13 protein-coding genes are annotated in these 17,328 nt (G+C 70.3%); 10 read left to right on the top strand and 3 right to left on the bottom strand.

All coding sequences use genetic code 11. The features are described 5' to 3' along the window. Positions 1-6: 6 nt before the first annotated feature. On the bottom strand, positions 7-1,158 hold the full coding sequence (locus AB0D59_RS04050) for an ROK family transcriptional regulator (protein WP_362560487.1): 1,152 nt from the start codon (positions 1,156-1,158) through the stop codon (positions 7-9). A gap of 401 nt (positions 1,159-1,559) precedes the next feature. Here AB0D59_RS04050 and AB0D59_RS04045 point away from each other — a divergent pair, with 401 nt between their 5' ends. From AB0D59_RS04045 to AB0D59_RS04025, 5 genes are all read left to right on the top strand, one after another. Beyond that, positions 1,560-3,701 carry a hypothetical protein gene (locus tag AB0D59_RS04045; RefSeq protein ID WP_362560484.1) on the top strand — a complete coding sequence of 714 codons (2,142 nt, stop codon included), beginning with the start codon at positions 1,560-1,562 and terminating at the stop codon, positions 3,699-3,701. A 72-nt stretch (positions 3,702-3,773) separates the two neighbouring features. Next, positions 3,774-4,793, top strand: coding sequence for a sugar ABC transporter permease (locus AB0D59_RS04040; protein WP_362560482.1), 1,020 nt, complete (start codon positions 3,774-3,776; stop codon positions 4,791-4,793). An 11-nt stretch (positions 4,794-4,804) separates the two neighbouring features. Further along, positions 4,805-5,743, top strand: coding sequence for a carbohydrate ABC transporter permease (locus tag AB0D59_RS04035; RefSeq protein ID WP_362560480.1), 939 nt, complete (start codon positions 4,805-4,807; stop codon positions 5,741-5,743). A gap of 17 nt (positions 5,744-5,760) precedes the next feature. After that, positions 5,761-7,110, top strand: a complete 1,350-nt coding sequence (locus tag AB0D59_RS04030) for a sugar ABC transporter substrate-binding protein (RefSeq protein WP_362560477.1) — start codon at positions 5,761-5,763, stop codon at positions 7,108-7,110. Positions 7,111-7,188: 78 nt separating this feature from the next. Then, positions 7,189-9,372 carry an alpha-galactosidase gene (locus AB0D59_RS04025; RefSeq protein WP_362560474.1) on the top strand — a complete coding sequence of 728 codons (2,184 nt, stop codon included), beginning with the start codon at positions 7,189-7,191 and terminating at the stop codon, positions 9,370-9,372. A 59-nt stretch (positions 9,373-9,431) separates the two neighbouring features. On the opposite strand, the gene AB0D59_RS04020 is transcribed toward AB0D59_RS04025, so the two are convergent. After that, entirely contained in the window at positions 9,432-10,370 is a 939-nt protein-coding gene (locus AB0D59_RS04020; RefSeq protein ID WP_362560471.1) for a VOC family protein, read from the bottom strand. Between the two features lie 426 nt (positions 10,371-10,796). Here AB0D59_RS04020 and AB0D59_RS04015 point away from each other — a divergent pair, with 426 nt between their 5' ends. Next, positions 10,797-11,249 (top strand): MarR family transcriptional regulator, encoded by a 453-nt coding sequence (locus tag AB0D59_RS04015; RefSeq protein ID WP_362560468.1) that lies wholly within the window; start codon positions 10,797-10,799, stop codon positions 11,247-11,249. Between the two features lie 226 nt (positions 11,250-11,475). Here AB0D59_RS04015 and AB0D59_RS04010 read toward each other — a convergent pair whose 3' ends face one another. Next, on the bottom strand, positions 11,476-12,054 hold the full coding sequence (locus AB0D59_RS04010; protein ID WP_362560466.1) for a TetR/AcrR family transcriptional regulator: 579 nt from the start codon (positions 12,052-12,054) through the stop codon (positions 11,476-11,478). Positions 12,055-12,286: 232 nt separating this feature from the next. Here AB0D59_RS04010 and AB0D59_RS04005 point away from each other — a divergent pair, with 232 nt between their 5' ends. From AB0D59_RS04005 to AB0D59_RS03990, 4 genes are read left to right on the top strand one after another with little or no spacing between them, the layout of a single operon-like run. Further along, positions 12,287-12,850 (top strand): 2Fe-2S iron-sulfur cluster-binding protein, encoded by a 564-nt coding sequence (locus AB0D59_RS04005; protein WP_362560464.1) that lies wholly within the window; start codon positions 12,287-12,289, stop codon positions 12,848-12,850. Beyond that, positions 12,847-13,839, top strand: coding sequence for a xanthine dehydrogenase family protein subunit M (locus AB0D59_RS04000; protein WP_362560462.1), 993 nt, complete (start codon positions 12,847-12,849; stop codon positions 13,837-13,839). Before AB0D59_RS04005 ends, AB0D59_RS04000 begins: the two co-directional genes overlap by 4 nt. Then, positions 13,836-15,962: a xanthine dehydrogenase family protein molybdopterin-binding subunit gene (locus AB0D59_RS03995; protein ID WP_362560460.1), complete on the top strand. Its 2,127-nt coding sequence runs from the start codon at positions 13,836-13,838 to the stop codon at positions 15,960-15,962. The genes AB0D59_RS04000 and AB0D59_RS03995 overlap by 4 nt, the downstream gene beginning before the upstream one ends. Beyond that, positions 15,955-17,268 (top strand): XdhC/CoxI family protein, encoded by a 1,314-nt coding sequence (locus tag AB0D59_RS03990; protein WP_362560458.1) that lies wholly within the window; start codon positions 15,955-15,957, stop codon positions 17,266-17,268. Before AB0D59_RS03995 ends, AB0D59_RS03990 begins: the two co-directional genes overlap by 8 nt. Positions 17,269-17,328: the final 60 nt, after the last annotated feature.

The raw sequence follows: 17,328 nt of genomic DNA, 5'->3' as shown, positions 1-17,328 counted from the left end.
CGCGGGTCACCTGGCGGGGGCGAAGATGCGCTGCGCGGCGACGGCGGCGCCCCCGCGGGCCCATTCCTCGAACGGCAGCGGCCTGACGACGAGGTCGCAGTCGGCCGCGGCACCGAAGGCACGGGCCGCGAAGGTGGCACGGATCTGCTCCTCGTAGAGGTCGTAGGTGGCCACGCCCTCGCCCGAGATGATGATGCGTTCGGGCCCGATAAGGTTGGCCACGGAAGCCAGCGCCAGGCCCAGGGCATGGCCGGCCCGGGCGAAGACGGCGCGGACGTCGGCGTTGCCGGCATGGGCGAGGCGGACCGCCTGGTCCATCGTCAGTACCGGATCGCCCGTCGCCTGGCGGGCCTGCTCCGTGATGGCCTGGGTGGAGGCGACGGCCTCCACGCAGCCGGTGTTGCCGCAGGTGCACACCCGGTCGGTCCCGCCCACCGGAAGGTGCCCCACTTCCCCCGAGACGCCGTGGGCTCCGGAGACGACCCGGCCGCCGAGGGAGATGCCACAGCCGATGCCCGCGCCGACGGTGACCAGGGCGAAGGACGACAGCCCGACCCCCACGCCGAACCACTGTTCGGCGACGGTCAGGGCGCGTACGTCGTTCTCGATCACTGTCGGTATGTCCGTGGCCCGCTGGACGAGTTGGGCGAGGGGGACGCGGCGCCAGTTCAGGAAGGGGGAGTACTGGACGGTGCCGGTGTGGCCGTCGACGTCCCCGGAGATCGTGACGCCGATGCCGTGCAGGGCGCCGGCGGCACGGGGCGGTGCCTGCGTGGTCAGCCGGTCGACGAGCCGGGCGATGGCCAGCACGACGGTACCCACGTCACGGGAGGTGAGGGTGGCGCGGGCGGTGGCCAGGGTCCGTGCGGTGAGGTCGGCCAGCACACCGATGAGTTCGTCACCTGTCACCTTCACGCCCACGAACCGGGCGCGGTCGGCCCGCACCGCGATCAACGTGGCCGGCCGGCCGGCGGTGCGCTCGGCCGAGCGGCCCATCTCGGTGATCCACCCGTCGGTCAGCAGGGGAGTGGCGACCTTGGTGATCGCGCCGGGTGACAGACCGGTGCGGCGCCCGATCTCGGCGCGGGTGAGCGGGCCGTGCGCGAGCAGGGTCTGGAACAACAGAGCGGCCGCGGGTGGCTGATCGGCGAGCGTCATGCGGCGACCATACATTTCCATTGGAAAAGAAGATAGAAGAAGTTCGCCGCCGGTCAGTGCCCGTCTTCCGCACTCTTCGCCCGAATCCCGATCCATTCTTTCCGCGAATGTCGATGATTCGGGCCGCGCAATATGTTGACGCTGGAAGAAAAGCGTGGCTACATTCGCGGCACCTCGCGACAGGTGGATGGGACGTCCACCGGTGCAGGTGGCGGCCGGTTTCCTCCTCGACCGGCCGCGTAAGTCATCGCGGGCTGCGCTCCCGAACGGGCGTCGCCTTACGGCCACTTGGGCGCCCGAACGCCCACTCGACCAATTCCCCATGCGGCTGACCGTGCAGGGGCACTTCCGGGCCTACCGAAGGCCTCGCCGTGCCTTTCGCGCCGAGATGGAGTATTCACATGGCTCGTCCAGCAGGACCTGCGGCATCCGTACGCCACAGACTCCGCACGGGCGGTGCGCGCCTGCGTCGCCTGCCCGTGCTGGCCGCCACCGCCCTGGTGGTGTCCCTCGCCGCACCGACCGCCGCGACGGCGGCCGACGCCTCCCCGTCGACGGCTGACGCCACCTCGTCGGCGTCGAGCGCCGCGCTGGCGGGTGCCTCGCCGTCGGGTGCCGGCCGCCAACAGGCACTCCTGGCCGCCAAGCCGTACATGGGCTGGAGCAGTTGGAGCCTGGAGGCCACCAGCTATCCCGGCTACGGCGGGGTGAACTGGCTCACCGAGGCCCACATCAAGCAGCAGGCCGACGTGGTCGCCGCCAAGCTCAAGCCCCACGGCTACGAGTACATCAACGTCGACGCCGGCTGGGCGAACGGCTTCGACCAGTACGCCCGTCCGACCGCGAACCCCACCACGTTCCCGCACGGCATGAAGTCCCTGGGCGACTACCTCCACCGCAAGGGGCTCAAGTACGGGCTGTACCTGGCCGTGGGCCTGGACCCCGCCGCGTACGGCGACGGGACGACCGCGATCCACGGCGCACCAGGCTGCACCACCTCGGACATCGTCTACTCCGACCTGCGCAAGACCAACGGGTGGAACTCCGCCTACAAGATGGACTTCGCCAACCCCTGCGCGCAGAAGTACATCGACTCCCTCGCCGACCAACTGGCGGGCTACGGGGTGGACTTCCTCAAGGTCGACGGCGTGGGCCCGGGCTCCTGGCAGGGCGACGCGGACCACGACAACACCCCGGACGTGCAGGCCTGGCACACCGCACTCCAACAGGCCGGCCGTCCGATCCAGTTGACGCTGTCCTGGTCGCTCAGCCACACGAAGGCCGAGACCTGGAAGGCCGACTCCAACGGCTGGCGGATCGACACGGACGTCGAGTGCTACTGCAGCACGCTGGTGACCTGGAACAACTCCGTGAAGGGACGCTGGAACGATGTCGTGCAGTGGATCGACGACGCCGGTCCCGGCCACTGGAACAACCTCGACTCGCTGAACGTCGGAGTCGGCGCCATGGACGGCCTCACCGAGGCCGAACGGCAGAGCTACGCGACCCTGTGGGCGATCGAGTCGGCGCCCCTGTACTCGGGCGACGACCTCACCAAGCTCGACTCCTACGGGCTGAAGCTGCTCACCAACGACGAGGTGATCGCCGTCGACCAGGCCGGCCGTCCGGCGCGGCCGGTCAGCCAGACCACCGACCAGCAGACCTGGTACGCCCGCAATCCCGACGGCAGTTACACGGTCGCGCTGTTCAACCTGGGTTCCACGGCCACCGATGTCACCGCCGACTTCGCCGATCTGGGCATCGACGGCACGGCCGCGGTCCGCGACCTGTGGCAGCACAAGAACCTCGGCCGCGTCTCCGGGCACCTCACGCAGAACCTGCCCCCGCACGGTTCGCGGCTCTTCACCTTCACCCCGACCCGGCAGGGCGACGAGCCCGGCACCCCGCTCGGCGTGCACGGCACCGCCGCCACCTCGACGAGCGTCTCGCTGGCCTGGGACAAGGTGACCACCGGTACCGCACCCGTCACCCGGTACACCGTCTACGCCGACGGCCGTCCGGTGACCACCGCCACCGGCACCACGGCCACGGTCAACGGCTTGAGCGCCGCCGACGCCCACACCTTCACCGTCGTCGCCCGCGACGCCAGGGGCCGTACGTCGGCTCCGAGCAAGGCCCTCGCGCTCACCACGCCCGCGTCCACCGGTCCCACCGCCTACGAGGCCGAGGCGTCCGGCAACCCCCTCAGCGGCAATGCCGTCGTCGCCGGTTGCGACGGCTGCTCCGGCGGGCAGAAGATCGGCAACCTCGGCGGCGGCGAGGTGGCCATCACCCACGTCAGCGCCCCGAAGGACGGCACCTATCTGCTGAAGCTCGACTACGTGGACGCCGACTCCAGTCGCGTCATCGACCTCACCGTCGGCGGCACCACCCTCCACGTCCCGGTGCCGGGCACCAACGACGACGGCTGGGGTGCCCCGCAGTCGCTCACCGTCCCCGTACCGCTGAAGGCCGGAGACAACACGCTCAGTTTCGGCAACGCCACCGACTACGCACCCGACATCGACAAGATCACCGTCTGATCCACCGGTCCACCAGCTCGTACCGCTCGTACCGCACGTACCGCACGCACGTATCGCACGAAGGAGGGTGCTGTGGTGGTCACATCACAGGGCAACCACGCAACGCCGGTGAAACCGCGGTCCGGTGAACCGGGCGCGGTGGCCACCACGGCCACCTCGCCGGTCAGGAAGAAGACCACCCCGAGGAAGGGGCGGCGGCCCAGCGCCACCAGGTCGGCGGCGGCACGCCGCCGGGACCTGCCGGTCGCCCTGCTGCTCATCCTCCCCACGGTGATCGGCTTCGCGACCTTCTACGCCTATCCGACCCTGCGCGGCATCTACCTCAGCTTCACCGACTTCCACGTCCTGAGCCCACCCCAGTGGGTGGGACTGGCCAACTTCCGGGAGCTGATCGGGGACGACGTCTTCTGGCACTCGCTGCTCGTCACCGCCTACTTCGTCCTGCTGTCCGTCGTCTTCGGCACCCTGATCTCCCTGGTGACGGCGGTGGTGCTGGACCGGGTGACCCGGTCGTCGGTCCTGCGCGGAGTGATCCTGCTGCCGTTCCTGATCTCCAACGTCATCGCCGCCCTGGTGTGGCAGTGGATGCTCGATCCGACCCTCGGCATCGTCAACATCGCGCTGAAGCACGTGACCGGCCACTCCATCCTGTTCTTCGGCAGCGGGGGATGGGCGATCCCCTCGCTCGCCGCGATCAGCGTGTGGAAGTGGATGGGCTACTACGCCCTGCTGATCTTCGCCGGCCTGGGGACCATCCCGCCGACCATCTACGAGGCCGGCCGCGTCGACGGCGCGAGCGAAGTGCAGATGTTCCGCCGGCTGACCGTGCCTCTGCTGCGGCCGATCCTCGTCATGGTGGTCGTCCTGACGGTGATCAACTCCTTCCAGGTGTTCGACATCGTGCAGGTCACCACCGAGGGCGGCCCGGCCAACGCCTCGAACGTGCTGCAGATGTACATCTACCGCAAGGCCTTCCGGCAGTTCGACTTCGGTTACGCCGCCACCATGTCGCTGGCCCTGTTCGCCCTGCTCATCGCGGTCACCTTCACCCAGCTGCGGCTCGCCCGCGCCAACGAATCCGACCTGAACTGAAGGAGACCGCCATGGCTGTCACCATCGCACCCGGCTCGGCGGCCACCGCGCGCCGCCCGATCCGGAAGGACTCCCGCAGGCTCTCACCCGGCAGGGCCGTGGCCTGGACCTACCTCGGCGTCATCGTCCTCGTCACGCTCTTCCCGTTCTACTGGATCCTGCGCACCGCGCTGTCGAACAACTACAAGCTGGCGACCAATCCGTCCTCGCCGCTGCCGGTGGGCTTCACCTGGGGTGCCTTCGAGCGGGTCCTGGGCCTTGCCTCCACCGCGGAGGCCCAGGCCCAGGGCGGCTCCGGCGCCACCCTGGACATCGCGCTCTATCTGCGCAACTCGGTGATCTACGCCTCGGTGCAGACCGCGCTGATCGTGCTGATCTCCGCGGCCGCCGCCTACGCGTTCTCCCGGCTGCACTGGCGCGGTCGCGACCTGGTGTTCAACATCCTGATCAGCGCCCTGATGGTGCCCACCGTGTTCACGCTGCTGCCCAACTTCGTCCTGGTGAAGGACCTGGGGCTCACCGACACCTTCGCCGGACTCATCCTGCCCGGCGGCCTCTTCCAGGCCTTCACCCTGTTCTTCCTACGGCAGTTCATGCTCGGCCTGAGCACCGAGGTCGAGGAGGCCGCCATCATCGACGGCGCCGGCCCGCTGCGGATCTTCTTCCGGATCATCCTGCCGATGTCGACCGCGCCCATCGCCACCGTGTCGCTGCTGATGTTCGTCAACGCCTGGAACGACTACTTCTGGCCGCTGCTGATCGCCAACGACCAGAGCGTCCAACCCCTCACCCTCGCCCTCGGCGTCTTCAAGCAGTCCTCGCCCCAAGCCGCCCCCGACTGGGCGGGCCTGATGGCCGCCGCCCTCATCGCGGCGCTTCCGATGCTGCTGCTCTTTGTCGCCTTCGGCAAACGCATCGTCAACTCCATCGGCTTCTCCGGCCTCAAGTGACAGTGAAAGAAGGAACCATGAGAGTTCGCAAGGCTGTGGCCCTGGGAGCCTCGCTCACCCTGGCGGCCCTCCTCTCCGCCTGCTCCTCCAACTCCGCCGGCGGCTCCGGCTCCGGAACCCTGAACTGGTGGACCTGGGACGACAAGCAGGCGGCCGCCTACAAGGTCTGTGCCAAGGACTTCGAGAAGGCCAACCCCGGCGTCACGGTGAAGATCACCCAGTACAACGTCGTGGACTACTTCACCAAGCTCACCGCCGGCTTCGTGGCCAACAAGGCACCCGACGCGTTCCAGAACAGCGTCCAGTTCTTCCCGCAGTACGCCGACCAGCACCAACTGCTCCCGCTCGACGACTACATCAAGAAGGACGGCTTCGACCTGTCGCGCTTCTCCGTCGGCGTCGACTCCTGGAAGTACACCGACGGCAAGCAGTACGGCCTGCCCCTGGACTGGGCGGCCACCGGCCTCTACTACAACAGCGACATGCTCACCAAGGCCGGCTACACCGCCAAGGACGTCCAGAACCTGAACTGGAACCCCGACAACGGCGGCACGATCGGCAAGATGATCGCCCATCTGACCCTCGACACCAAGGGCCGGCGCGGTGACCAGCCGGGCTTCGACAAGGCACACATCAAGACCTACGGCTTCGGCCAGCTGGCCGCCAAGGACTTCCTGGGCCAGTCCACCTGGAGCTCCTTCGTCTCCACGACGGGCTGGCGGCTCGGCAACAAGGCCAACTGGCCGACCCAGTTGAACTACAACGACCCGCGCCTGGTGAAGACCATGGACTGGATCCGCACCCTGGTCGCGAAGGGGTACGCACCCAAGATCGGTACGTTCACCAACACCGTCTCCGACGTCGACCTGCTCTCCTCGGGCAAGGTCGCGATGGAGACGGGCGGATCGTGGTCGGCGTCCACCTTCGCCAAGATCCCCACCGTCAAGGTCGGCATCGCTCCCACGGTCCTCGGCCCCGACGGCAAGACCCGTGCCGTCTTCAGCAACTCCAACGGGAACACCATCTGGGCCGGCACGAAGAACCCGGACCTGGCCTGGAAGTGGGTCTCCTACATGGGCTCCGAGGCCTGCCAGACGAAGGCGTCGGCGACCGGCACCTTCTTCCCGTCCATCCCCGCCTCGATGGACGCCTCCGCCAAGGCGCTCAAGGCGCAGGGCGTCGACCTCTCGGTCTTCACCGACATGCTCAAGAACAAGGAGCTCTACCCCTCTCCGGACTTCAACAACGGCGCGGAACTGCAGGACGCGATCGAGCCGCTGATCGAGGCATACTTCGGCGGGCAGAAGGACGACAGCGTCTTCGCCGACATGCAGGCCAAGACGAAGGACATCCTGACCAAGAAGTGACCGCCGCCTCGCCGGCGCATCGCGACCGGGACGCGGCCCGTACGGCGCGTCCTGCCGCCCTCCCCGAAAAGAGACCGTATGCCCACCACCCCCGCGCGAATCGTCAGCCTGCGCGCGGCCGGCACCTGCTTCGCCGTGGAACTGACCGAACCGGTGCCCAGAGTCCTGCATTGGGGAGCCGACCTGGGCGAACTGACCACCGAGGACCTGACGGCGCTGAGCCTGACCGCCGAACCCGCGCTCCTCAACAACGCCCTGGACATCCCACGCCGCTTCACCGTCTGGCCCACCGAGGCGGACGGCTGGTCCGGCACCCCGGCCCACCACGGCCACCTGTCCGGCACCGCAGGAGCTCCCCGTCCGACCCTGGCCGGAGCCACCCACCGCGCGGACCCCGAGGGCGGCGGCGAACTCCAACTGCGGCTGAGCGAGGCGGCGTCCGGCCTGGACATCAGGCTCACCTACACCCTGGACACCCACGGGATCCTCACTGCCGAGGCCGTCCTCTCCCGCGCCGAGGGCGCCGACCCGGCGCCGTACGACCTGTCCGGTGCGCTGACCCTGCTGCCCCTGCCGCGCCGGGCCACCGAGATCCTGGACTTCACCGGAAAGTGGAGCCGGGAGCGCTCCCCCCAGCGGCGCCCGCTGCACCAGGGGTCCCATGTCCGTGACGTGCGACGCGGCAAACCCGGCGTCGACTCTCCCTATCTCCTGACGGTGGGAGTACCCGGCTTCGGATTCCGCACCGGCGAAGTGTGGGCCGTGCACGTGGCCTGGAGCGGCGACCAGCGCTACCTGGTCGAGCAACTGCCGGAGGGAGCAGGCGTACACGCGTCGGCGCTCGGCGGTGGCGAACTCCTGCGGGCGGGCGAGATCCGCCTGGCGCCCGGCGACTCGTACCGCACTCCGCCCTGCCAGTTCGCCTGGTCGGCGGACGGCCTGGACGGCGTCGCGGACCGCTTCCACAGTCACCTGCGCGCACGCCCCCAGCATCCGCGCGGCCCCCGGCCCCTCGTCCTCAACAGCTGGGAGGGGGTCTACTTCGACCACGACCTCGGCCGGCTCAAGGCCCTGGCCGAGCGTGCCGCCGCGGTGGGGGTCGAGCGCTTCGTGCTCGACGACGGCTGGTTCAGCGGCCGCCGCGCCGACACCGCGGGGCTCGGCGACTGGCTCGCCGACCCGACCGTCTGGCCCGAGGGACTCAGCCCGCTCGCCGACCATGTCCGGGCGCTGGGCATGGACTTCGGACTCTGGGTCGAGCCGGAGATGGTGAACCTCGACTCCCACCTGGCCCGCACCCACCCCGACTGGATCCTGGGTCCCGCCGCCGGCCTCGGCCCGTCCGCACGCCATCAGCACGTCCTGGACCTCTCCCGCCCCGAGGTCTTCGACTACCTCCTGAAGTCACTGGACGCACTCGTCGGCAGCTACGACATCGCCTTCCTGAAGTGGGACCACAACCGGGAACTCCACGAAGCCGTGCACGCTCCCGGCGACCGGCCCGCGGCCCACGCCCAGGTCGAGGCGCTGTACCGGCTGCTGGACGCGGTCAAGCAGCGACACCCGGCCCTGGAGATCGAGAGCTGCGCCAGTGGCGGCGGCCGAGTCGACCTGGGCATACTCGCCCGCACCGACCGGGTGTGGCCCTCGGACTGCAACGACCCCGTGGAACGCCAGGCGATCCAGAACTGGACCGGCCAACTCCTGCCGCCCGAACTGGTCGGCTCCCACGTGGGCGCCGCGCGCAGCCACACGACGGACCGTGTCACTTCCGACATGTTCCGCCTGGTCACCGCGTTGTTCGGGCACGCGGGCATCGAGCAGGACCTGACCGAGTGCTCGGAGCAGGAGCTGACCAGGCTGACCGCCTGGAGCGCCCTCTACCGCGAACTGCGCCCCCTGCTCCACACCGGTCGCACGGTCCGCGCCGACCTGGAGGACGACTCCCGCGTCCTGCACGGAGTGGTGGCCCAGGACGGATCGAGGGCGCTGTACTCCTGGGCGCGCGGGGCCACTTCCCCCGAAGGCCAGTCCGGTCGTACTCCCTTGCCCGGCCTGGACCCCGACGCCCGCTACCGACTCCGCGTACGCGCCGACCTCGGCCTGCCCTCGTTCCACCAGGTGGCACCACCCCAGTGGCTGACAGCGGCCCTGGACGACTGGCTCACCCTGCACGGCGCCGTCCTGACCACCGCCGGTCTGCCGATGCCCACCCTCAACCCGGCGCAGGCGCTCCTCATCGAGGTTCGCCGCCAGATGTGAAGCCCCCTGCTTCAGCGGGAGTTCGGGTTCTCCGGGGCCGGTCCGTAAACGCAGAGCGGTCATACAGGTGGCGCTGTGAACAGACCGTGGTCCACGTCGTTCTGCAATTCCCTGAGGATCGGTTCGCTCAGGGGATTGGCGGTTCCCCACTGGTCGGTCGCTTCCTCGTCCTGGACCGAGTAGTGGTGCGGGTGCCAGGCGTCCTCGTCCAACTCCTCCATCTCCGTTGTGTATTCGACGGTGTTGCCGTGCGGGTCGACGAAGTAGGAGAAGGGGTTGTCTCCGGCCAGATGACGACCGGGGCCCCACGCCAGACGGGTCCCGGAGCGGAGCAGCCGTCCGGTTCCGCGCATGAACTCGTCGAGTCCGCGCAGTTCGAAGGAGACATGGTGGAGCGAGGCGTGCGGCCCGGCGGCGATGCCCAGGCTGTGGTGCTGCGGGCTGATCCGCATGAAGTCGAGGAGGTCCCCGGCCTGCGGGTGGACGATCGCATCCGACAGCGCGAAGCCGAGGTGCTGCTCGTACCACTGGCGGGTCGAGGCGACATCGGGCGAGTTGACCACGACGTGCGAGAGCCGGACCGGGATGGACTCCTTCTCCTCGATGCGCCGGTGGACGCGCACCGCGACGTCGGCGGACACCTCGATGGTGCGGCCGTCGACGTCGAAGAACCGGAAGCCGTAACCGCCGCCCGGCGTCTGCAACGTGCCGGGCTCGCCGACCAGTTGGACCCCGCCGACGATGAGCCGCTCGGCCAGCGTGTCCACGTCGGTGGGCGTGGCCGCACCGTAGGAGATGAGGTCGAGGCGCTTCTCCTCGGCCCTGCGCAGGCGGACCACGTACTGCTCGGGAGATCCCTCGGCGGCGAGGAAGGAGACGCCGTTGTCCTTGTCGACCTCGGTCAGCCCCCACACGCCGGCGTAGAAGTCGAGTTGCTTGGCGAAGTCGGGTACGGCGAGGTCGACATGGCGCAGGTGCGTCAGCAGACGTTGTGACATGGGGAGTTGGATCTCTTCCTGGAGGAGCGGTGGGTGCAGCGGATCTCGGTCGCACCGTCAGGCGCGCTGCTCCCGGACAAGTACCGACACGCCTTCCGCGACGGCGAGGACGGTGGCCTGGGTGTTGGGCGTGGGTACCGCCGGGATCACGGAGGCGTCCACCGCGCACGGAAGCAAAGAGGATGTATCGCCCAGCCCCCGTCGGCACCGGGTGAATGAACCTTCAGTCATGGGGCCTGGGCTGTCAACCCGGCGCCCACCGGGGTGCTCGACTACCCGCGGTATCGCAAGCGTGCGCGCGAGATCCAGGGCCGGTGCGCCCGGTCCCGTCCGTTCGGCATCGTCGCCGAGATCGTCGAGCGGGCCTCGGAGGCGGAGAAGTGGCACAGGTTGATATTCCTTGCTTGAGCACGCTAATATTTAGGGATGTCCGTCGATGGTCCCCTAGGTGCTCAGGAAGAGCCGTTCTGGCGCGCCCTGATGCGCGTCATTGTCGCGCTGCCGCGCTCGCTGGACGACGATCTACTGCGCTCCACGGGGCTGACGCTCACCGAGTACCTCGTGCTCATGAACCTCTCCGAGGCCGAGAACCAGGAACTCCGCATGACGGATCTCGCCTCGGCGACCGCGCTGTCCGCGAGCCGTATCACCCGGGTCGTGGATGCGCTGCAGAGCCGCGGCCAGGTCGTCAAACGGCGCTACGAGGGTGACGCCCGGGGGAATGTCGCGACCCTCACCCCGGAGGGGCTGAAGCGACTTCGGGCGGCATATCCGGTACACCTGGCGAGCGCCCGGAAGCGGGTCATGGGAAATCTCGACGGTCGGTCGCTGTCGGCCATGGCGAGGCAGTTCGAAGCGATGGGCGAGCACCTCGACTGAGCTCCGTCGCCGCCATCCTGTATGCGGAAGGTCCCGGACACGCCCCTCGCGTCCGGGACCTTCCGCAAGTGGGAGTCTCGACGTGACCGGGCGGGAGACCGCATCTCAGGACTGGTCACCGACGGCGACCTGGCGACTCGCATGAACACCAACGAACTCGCCACCACCCTGGGCCTGTTGCTCACCCGTGCGCACATTGCGGTGGCCGAAGGTGCTCGCGTCCTGTTCAGTCGGCCTTCGCTTCGGGCGCTCCCACCCGCAGTCCGTCCATGACCAGGTCGAAGAGGCGGGCGGCTCGCGCTTCCCAGTCGCCCTGCGGATCGATCGTGAACAGGCCGATGATGGCGAGGAAGAAGTCGTCCGCGGTGACGCCGGGGCGAATGGTGCCGGCCTTCTCGGCGGCGCGGAGCAGCAGTTCGGACGCGGCGGTCACCGGGGTGTACTCGGGCTTCGCCGCCGAGCCCGTGACCTGACGGATCGCGTCGGCCAGACCGGCCTTGGCCATCGCGAACCGGGCGAGTCGGTCCATCCACTCGCGCAGCGCCCGGTCGGGTTCCCGGGTCTCGAGCAGGTGGGTCGCGCAGTCGGCGACCTGCTGCATCTCGTGGCGGTAGACCTCCAGGACGAGCGCCTCGCGGTTGGGGAAGTTGCGGTAGAACGTGCCCTGGCCCACGCCCGCCTTCTTGGCGATCGCACTCAGCGGGGCGTCGGCGCAGCGGGTCAGCTCGGTCAGTGCCACTTCCAGGATGCGTTCCCGGTTGCGCTGCGCGTCGGAGCGCAGCGGTGCGTCCTTCTTCTCCGGCACTCGTGCCCTCCTCGCGGGCTCGCGGAGGGGCCCGGCCTTGCTAAGCGGACAGCTGTCCGGTACGTTCCTGGTAGCGGACAGCTGTCCGGTTGGATTCATCATAGCCCTGGCCGAGCTGATCCAGCCACGTACTGAGCTGCCTCTTTGTCTCCCGATGCACCCGATTCTCCAATACGCCTGCGTGCCGGACCGCCTTCTCGGCGCGTTCCGGATCTGCGAAAGAAGGCTGATCATGGCTCCAGCCGGCCCACCGACGCACAGCGCCATCACCCTGAACATCAACGGCGAGAAGCACTCCCTGTCCGTCGACCATCGCACCACCCTTCTCGACGCCCTCCGCGAGCGGCTTGCCCTCACCGGTACCAAGAAGGGCTGCGACCAGGGGCAGTGCGGGGCCTGCACGGTTCTGGTCGACGGCCGCCGAGCCGTGGCCTGTCTGCAACTGGCGGTGGCCGTCGAGGGGCGGGAGGTCACCACCGTCGAAGGCCTGGCCGACGGCGCACGGCTGCACCCTGTGCAGCAGGCCTTCCTCGACCTCGACGGCTACCAGTGCGGTTACTGCACGCCTGGCCAGATCTGCTCGGCCGTCGCGGTGCTCGAGGAGCACGCGGCCGGCTGGCCGAGCGCCGTCACCGGCGACGTACGACCCGAGGCGGGACCGCCGCCGCTGACCGCCGAGGAGATCCGCGAGCGGATGAGCGGCAACCTGTGCCGCTGCGGTGCCTATGTGTCGATCGTCCAGGCGGTCGCCCAGGCGGCAGCGGCCCGGGCGGAGACCACGGAGGCGGCGGCATGAGGGAGTTCGGCTATCAGCGGGCGCGCGACGTCTCCGGCGCGGTCGCGCTGCTCGAAGCCGATCCGGACGCGAGGTTCCTCGGCGGCGGCACCAACCTCGTCGACCTCATGAAGACCGGCGTCGAGCGGCCCGCCCGGCTCGTCGACGTGCGGGAACTCCCGCTGGACCGCATCGAGTCGACGCCCGACGGCGGCCTGCGGATCGGGGCCACCGTCACCAACAGCGACCTCGCCGCCCACCCCGAAGTGCGGCGCCGCTACCCGGCGTTGGCGCAGGCCGTGCTGGCCGGCGCCTCCGGGCAGCTGCGCAACATGGCCACGGTCGGCGGGAACCTGCTCCAGCGCACCCGCTGCGGCTACTTCGCCGACGTGACCCAGCCGTGCAACAAGCGCACCCCCGGCAGTGGTTGTCCCGCCATCGCGGGCGAGCACCACAACGCCGCGATCCTCGGCGCCTCCGACCACTGTGTGGCCGTACACCCGTCGGACATGGCCGTGGCGCTCACCGCCTTCGACGCCGTCGTGTCGTACGAGACGGCCGACGGGCCCGGCGAGTCGCCGCTCGCCGGGTTCTACCTGCCGGTCGGTGACACCCCGCACCGGGAGACCGCCCTGCCGCAGGGCGCGCTGATCACCGGCGTCACCCTGCCGCCCGCGCCGGTCGCCGCCACCTCCCGCTACCGGAAGGTGCGGGAGCGGGCCTCGTACGCGTTCGCGATCGGGTCGGTCGCCGCCGCGCTCGACGTCGAGGCAGGAGCGGTCCGCGAGGTGCGGCTGGCGCTCGGGGCGGTCGCGTCGCGGCCGTGGCGGGCCCTGGAGGCCGAGCGGGTGCTCAAGGGCGCGCCGGCCGATGCCCGCACCTTCGCCGCCGCCGCGGACGCCGAACTGGCCGCGGCCCGGCCCCTGCCGCACAACGGATACAAGGTGACCCTGATGCGCAACCTCGTGGTGGCCGTGCTGACCGAACTCGCCAAGGAGGCGGCCCGATGACCACCGTCACCCCCCTGAAGGGCTCCGTCGGCACGGCGCACACCCGCGTGGAGGGACGGGACAAGGTCACCGGGGCCGCACGGTACGCGGGAGAGATCCCGTTCGCCGAACTCGCCCATGGCTGGCTGGTGTTGTCCACGATCACCCGCGGCCGTATCCGCGCCGTGGAGACCGATGCCGTCCTGGCCATGCCCGGCGTCCGCGCCGTCCTGCACCACGGGAACGCCCCGCACCTGCACACCGACTACGACGGGCTCATGGGGAACAAGCCCGACCCGTCCGTCGCGCTCTTCCAGCACGACCGGGTGCCGCACGCGGGCTGGCCCGTGGCGCTGGTCGTCGCCGAGACCTCCGAGCAGGCCAGGGAGGCCGCTGAGGCGCTCGTGGTGCACTACGACCAGGAACCGCACGACATCGCGTTCGCCGGCGGACGCCCGGACGCGTACACCCCGGCGGACGTGCCCCACGCCGCGGCCGTGACCGCGAAGGGCGACCTGGAGGCCGAACTCGCCCGCTCCGCCGTCGTCGTGGACGCCGAGTACACCACGCCCGAGGAACACCACAACCCGATGGAGCCGCACGCGGCGACCGCCCACTGGGACGGCGGCCGCCTCGAGGTCGTCGACTCCAATCAGGGCGCCCTCTGGGTGAGGGGCGAACTCGCCAACCTGTTCTCGCTCGACCCGGCCTCCGTGCGCGTACGCTCCGAACACATCGGCGGCGGCTTCGGGTCCAAGGGCGTCCGCGCCCACCAGGTGGCCGCCGTCATGGCCGCGACCCTCCTGCGACGGCCCGTCCGCGTCGTCCTGACCCGCCGTCAGATGTTCTCCCTGGTCGGCTACCGCAGCCCCACGGCACAGCGCGTCAGGCTCGGCGCCGACCCCGACGGACGGCTGCGCGCACTGGAGCACCAGTCGCTGAACCTCTCCTCTACGGTGCACGAGTTCCTGGAACCCAGCGCCATGCCGGCCCGGGTGCTCTACGACGCCCCGGCCCACCACACGGCCCACCGGATCGTACGGCTCGACGTGCCGACCCCGACCTGGATGCGCGCGCCGGGCGAGGCACCGGGGTCGTTCGCGCTGGAGTCGGCGCTCGACGAACTGGCCGAGAAGTGCGGCGTCGACCCGATCGACCTGCGCGCCCGCAACGAACCCGAGACGGGGCCCGTCTCCGGGCTGCCCTTCGCCGGCCGCGGTCTGACCGCCTGCTTCCGGGAGGGCGCCCGCCGGTTCGGCTGGGCGGACCGCGATCCGCGTCCCGGCCTGCGCCGCGACGGCCGCTGGCTGCTCGGCACGGGAACGGCGGCGGCGACCTTCCACGCCGGAGCCGTTCCGTCCACGGCGGCCGTGACCGCCGAGGCCGACGGCGGCTTCACCGTCCGCATCTCCGCGGCGGACCTCGGCACCGGCGCACGTACGGCCCTCACCCTGATCGCCGCCGACGCGCTGGAGGTGACACCGGACCGCGTCCAGGTCCTGATCGGGGACAGCGACTTCGGCCCGGCGATGATCGCGGGCGGCTCGATGGGCACCAGCTCCTGGTCCTGGGCGGTCACCGCGGCGGCGGACGAACTGCGCGAGCGACTCGCCCTGGGCGGCGGCATCCCTCCGGAGGGCGTCACCGTCCGCTCGAACACAGCGGAGGCCATCGCCGCACTCCCGCAGAAGGAACGGCACTCCTACGGCGCCCACTTCGCCGAGGCCGCCGTCGACGTCACGACCGGCGAGGTGCGGGTGCGCCGGATGCTGGGCATTTTCGCGGCGGGCCGGATCATCAACCCGCTGACCGCCCGCAACCAGTTCGTCGGCGGCATGGTCTGGGGCATCTCCATGGCCCTGCACGAGGAGGCGGTCCGGGACCGGGCTTCGGGCGCCCACATCGGCGCCGACCTCGCGGGCTACCACTTCGCGGCCAACGCCGACGTCCCCCTCATAGAGGCGGACTGGCTGGCCGAGGACCCGGACGAGGAGGACCCCCTCGTCATCAAGGGCATCGGCGAGATCGGCATCGTGGGCGCCGCGGCGGCGGTCGGCAACGCGGTCTGGCACGCGACCGGCGTACGCCATCGCAGCCTGCCCATCCGCCCCGACCGCGTCCTGCGGGCAGGTCGAGATGCTTGACCTCGCCACGGAGTTGACCGAGTGGGCCGAGGAGGGCCGCGACTTCGCCGTCGCCACGGTGGTGTCCGTCAGCGGCAGCGCGCCGCGCCCTCCCGGCGCCGCCCTCGCGGTCGACAGCGCGGGCACGGCGATCGGCTCGGTCTCGGGTGGATGCGTGGAGGGCGCGGTGTACGACCTGTGCGTGCGGGTCCTCGACAACGGCGAGCCGGTCCTCGAAACATTCGGCTACAGCGACGAGGACGCATTCGCGGTGGGCCTGACCTGCGGTGGAGTGATCCAGATCCTGGTCACTCCGGTGACGCGGGACGCACCGGACAGAGAGCTGTACGAGGCGGCGCTGTCGTCTGCGGCCCGAAGGGAGCCGACGGCACTGGCCAGGGTGATCCGTGGACCGGCCGAACTTCTCGGCACACCTGTGTTCGCGCCCGCCCCGGGGCGCGGCGCTGTGACCTGTGCGGCTCCGCCGCGTGGGCGCGACAGGCCACCACGGACCGGCACCGTACCCACGGCCTTGCCCGTGGCTCACATCACCGCCGAGGCACTGGCCATGCTGACCGCCGGCGGCACCCGCACCCTCGACATCTCGGAGGACGGCACCCACTGCCCCGGCGGCCTCACCCTGTTCATCGAGACCCGTGTCCCTCCACCCCGCATGATCGTCTTCGGTGCGATCGACTTCGCCGCCGCACTCGTGCGCGCCGGAAAGCTCCTCGGCTACCACGTGACCGTGTGCGACGCCCGCCCCGTCTTCGCCACCCGGGCCCGTTTCCCCGATGCGGACGAGGTCGTGGTCGACTGGCCGGACCGCTACCTCCGGAGCACGGAGACCGACGCGCGCACGGCCTTGTGCGCGCTGACCCACGACGCCAAGTTCGACGTACCCCTGCTGGAGGCGGCCCTACGGATGCAGGTCGCCTACGTCGGCGCGATGGGCTCCCGCCGCACGCACGCGGACCGGGTGCGCAGGCTGCGTGAAGTCGGCCTGGAAGATGCGGAGTTGGCCCGGCTGCGGTCGCCCATCGGTCTCGATCTCGGCGCCCGTACGCCCGAGGAGACGGCACTGTCCATCGCGGCGGAGATCGTCGCGATCCGGCGGGGCGGCACGGGCACGCCGCTGACCGGCTCGCAGGAGCCGATTCACCGGGGCACGGCGGAGTGGGCCGTGCTGCCGCGCCCGGCAGTCGGCTGGGCACCGTCGCCGAGGTCATCGAGTACACGGGGGCCGGCGGCCGGACCGGGACCATCGACGGCTTCGAATCCCGGGCCGTCCATCGTGAACTGCGCAAACGCTGAGTCATGCCGGTGATCTCGCGCAACCCGGCCCGAGCTGGCGCCCCGGGTCGTGCCGTGCCCCGAGGTTTCTGAC

This window comes from Streptomyces sp. NPDC048417 (assembly GCF_040651615.1).
Taxonomy (GTDB): domain Bacteria; phylum Actinomycetota; class Actinomycetes; order Streptomycetales; family Streptomycetaceae; genus Streptomyces.
Note: the sequence above shows the minus strand (reverse complement) of the source record. Positions and strands in the feature narration are given on the sequence as shown.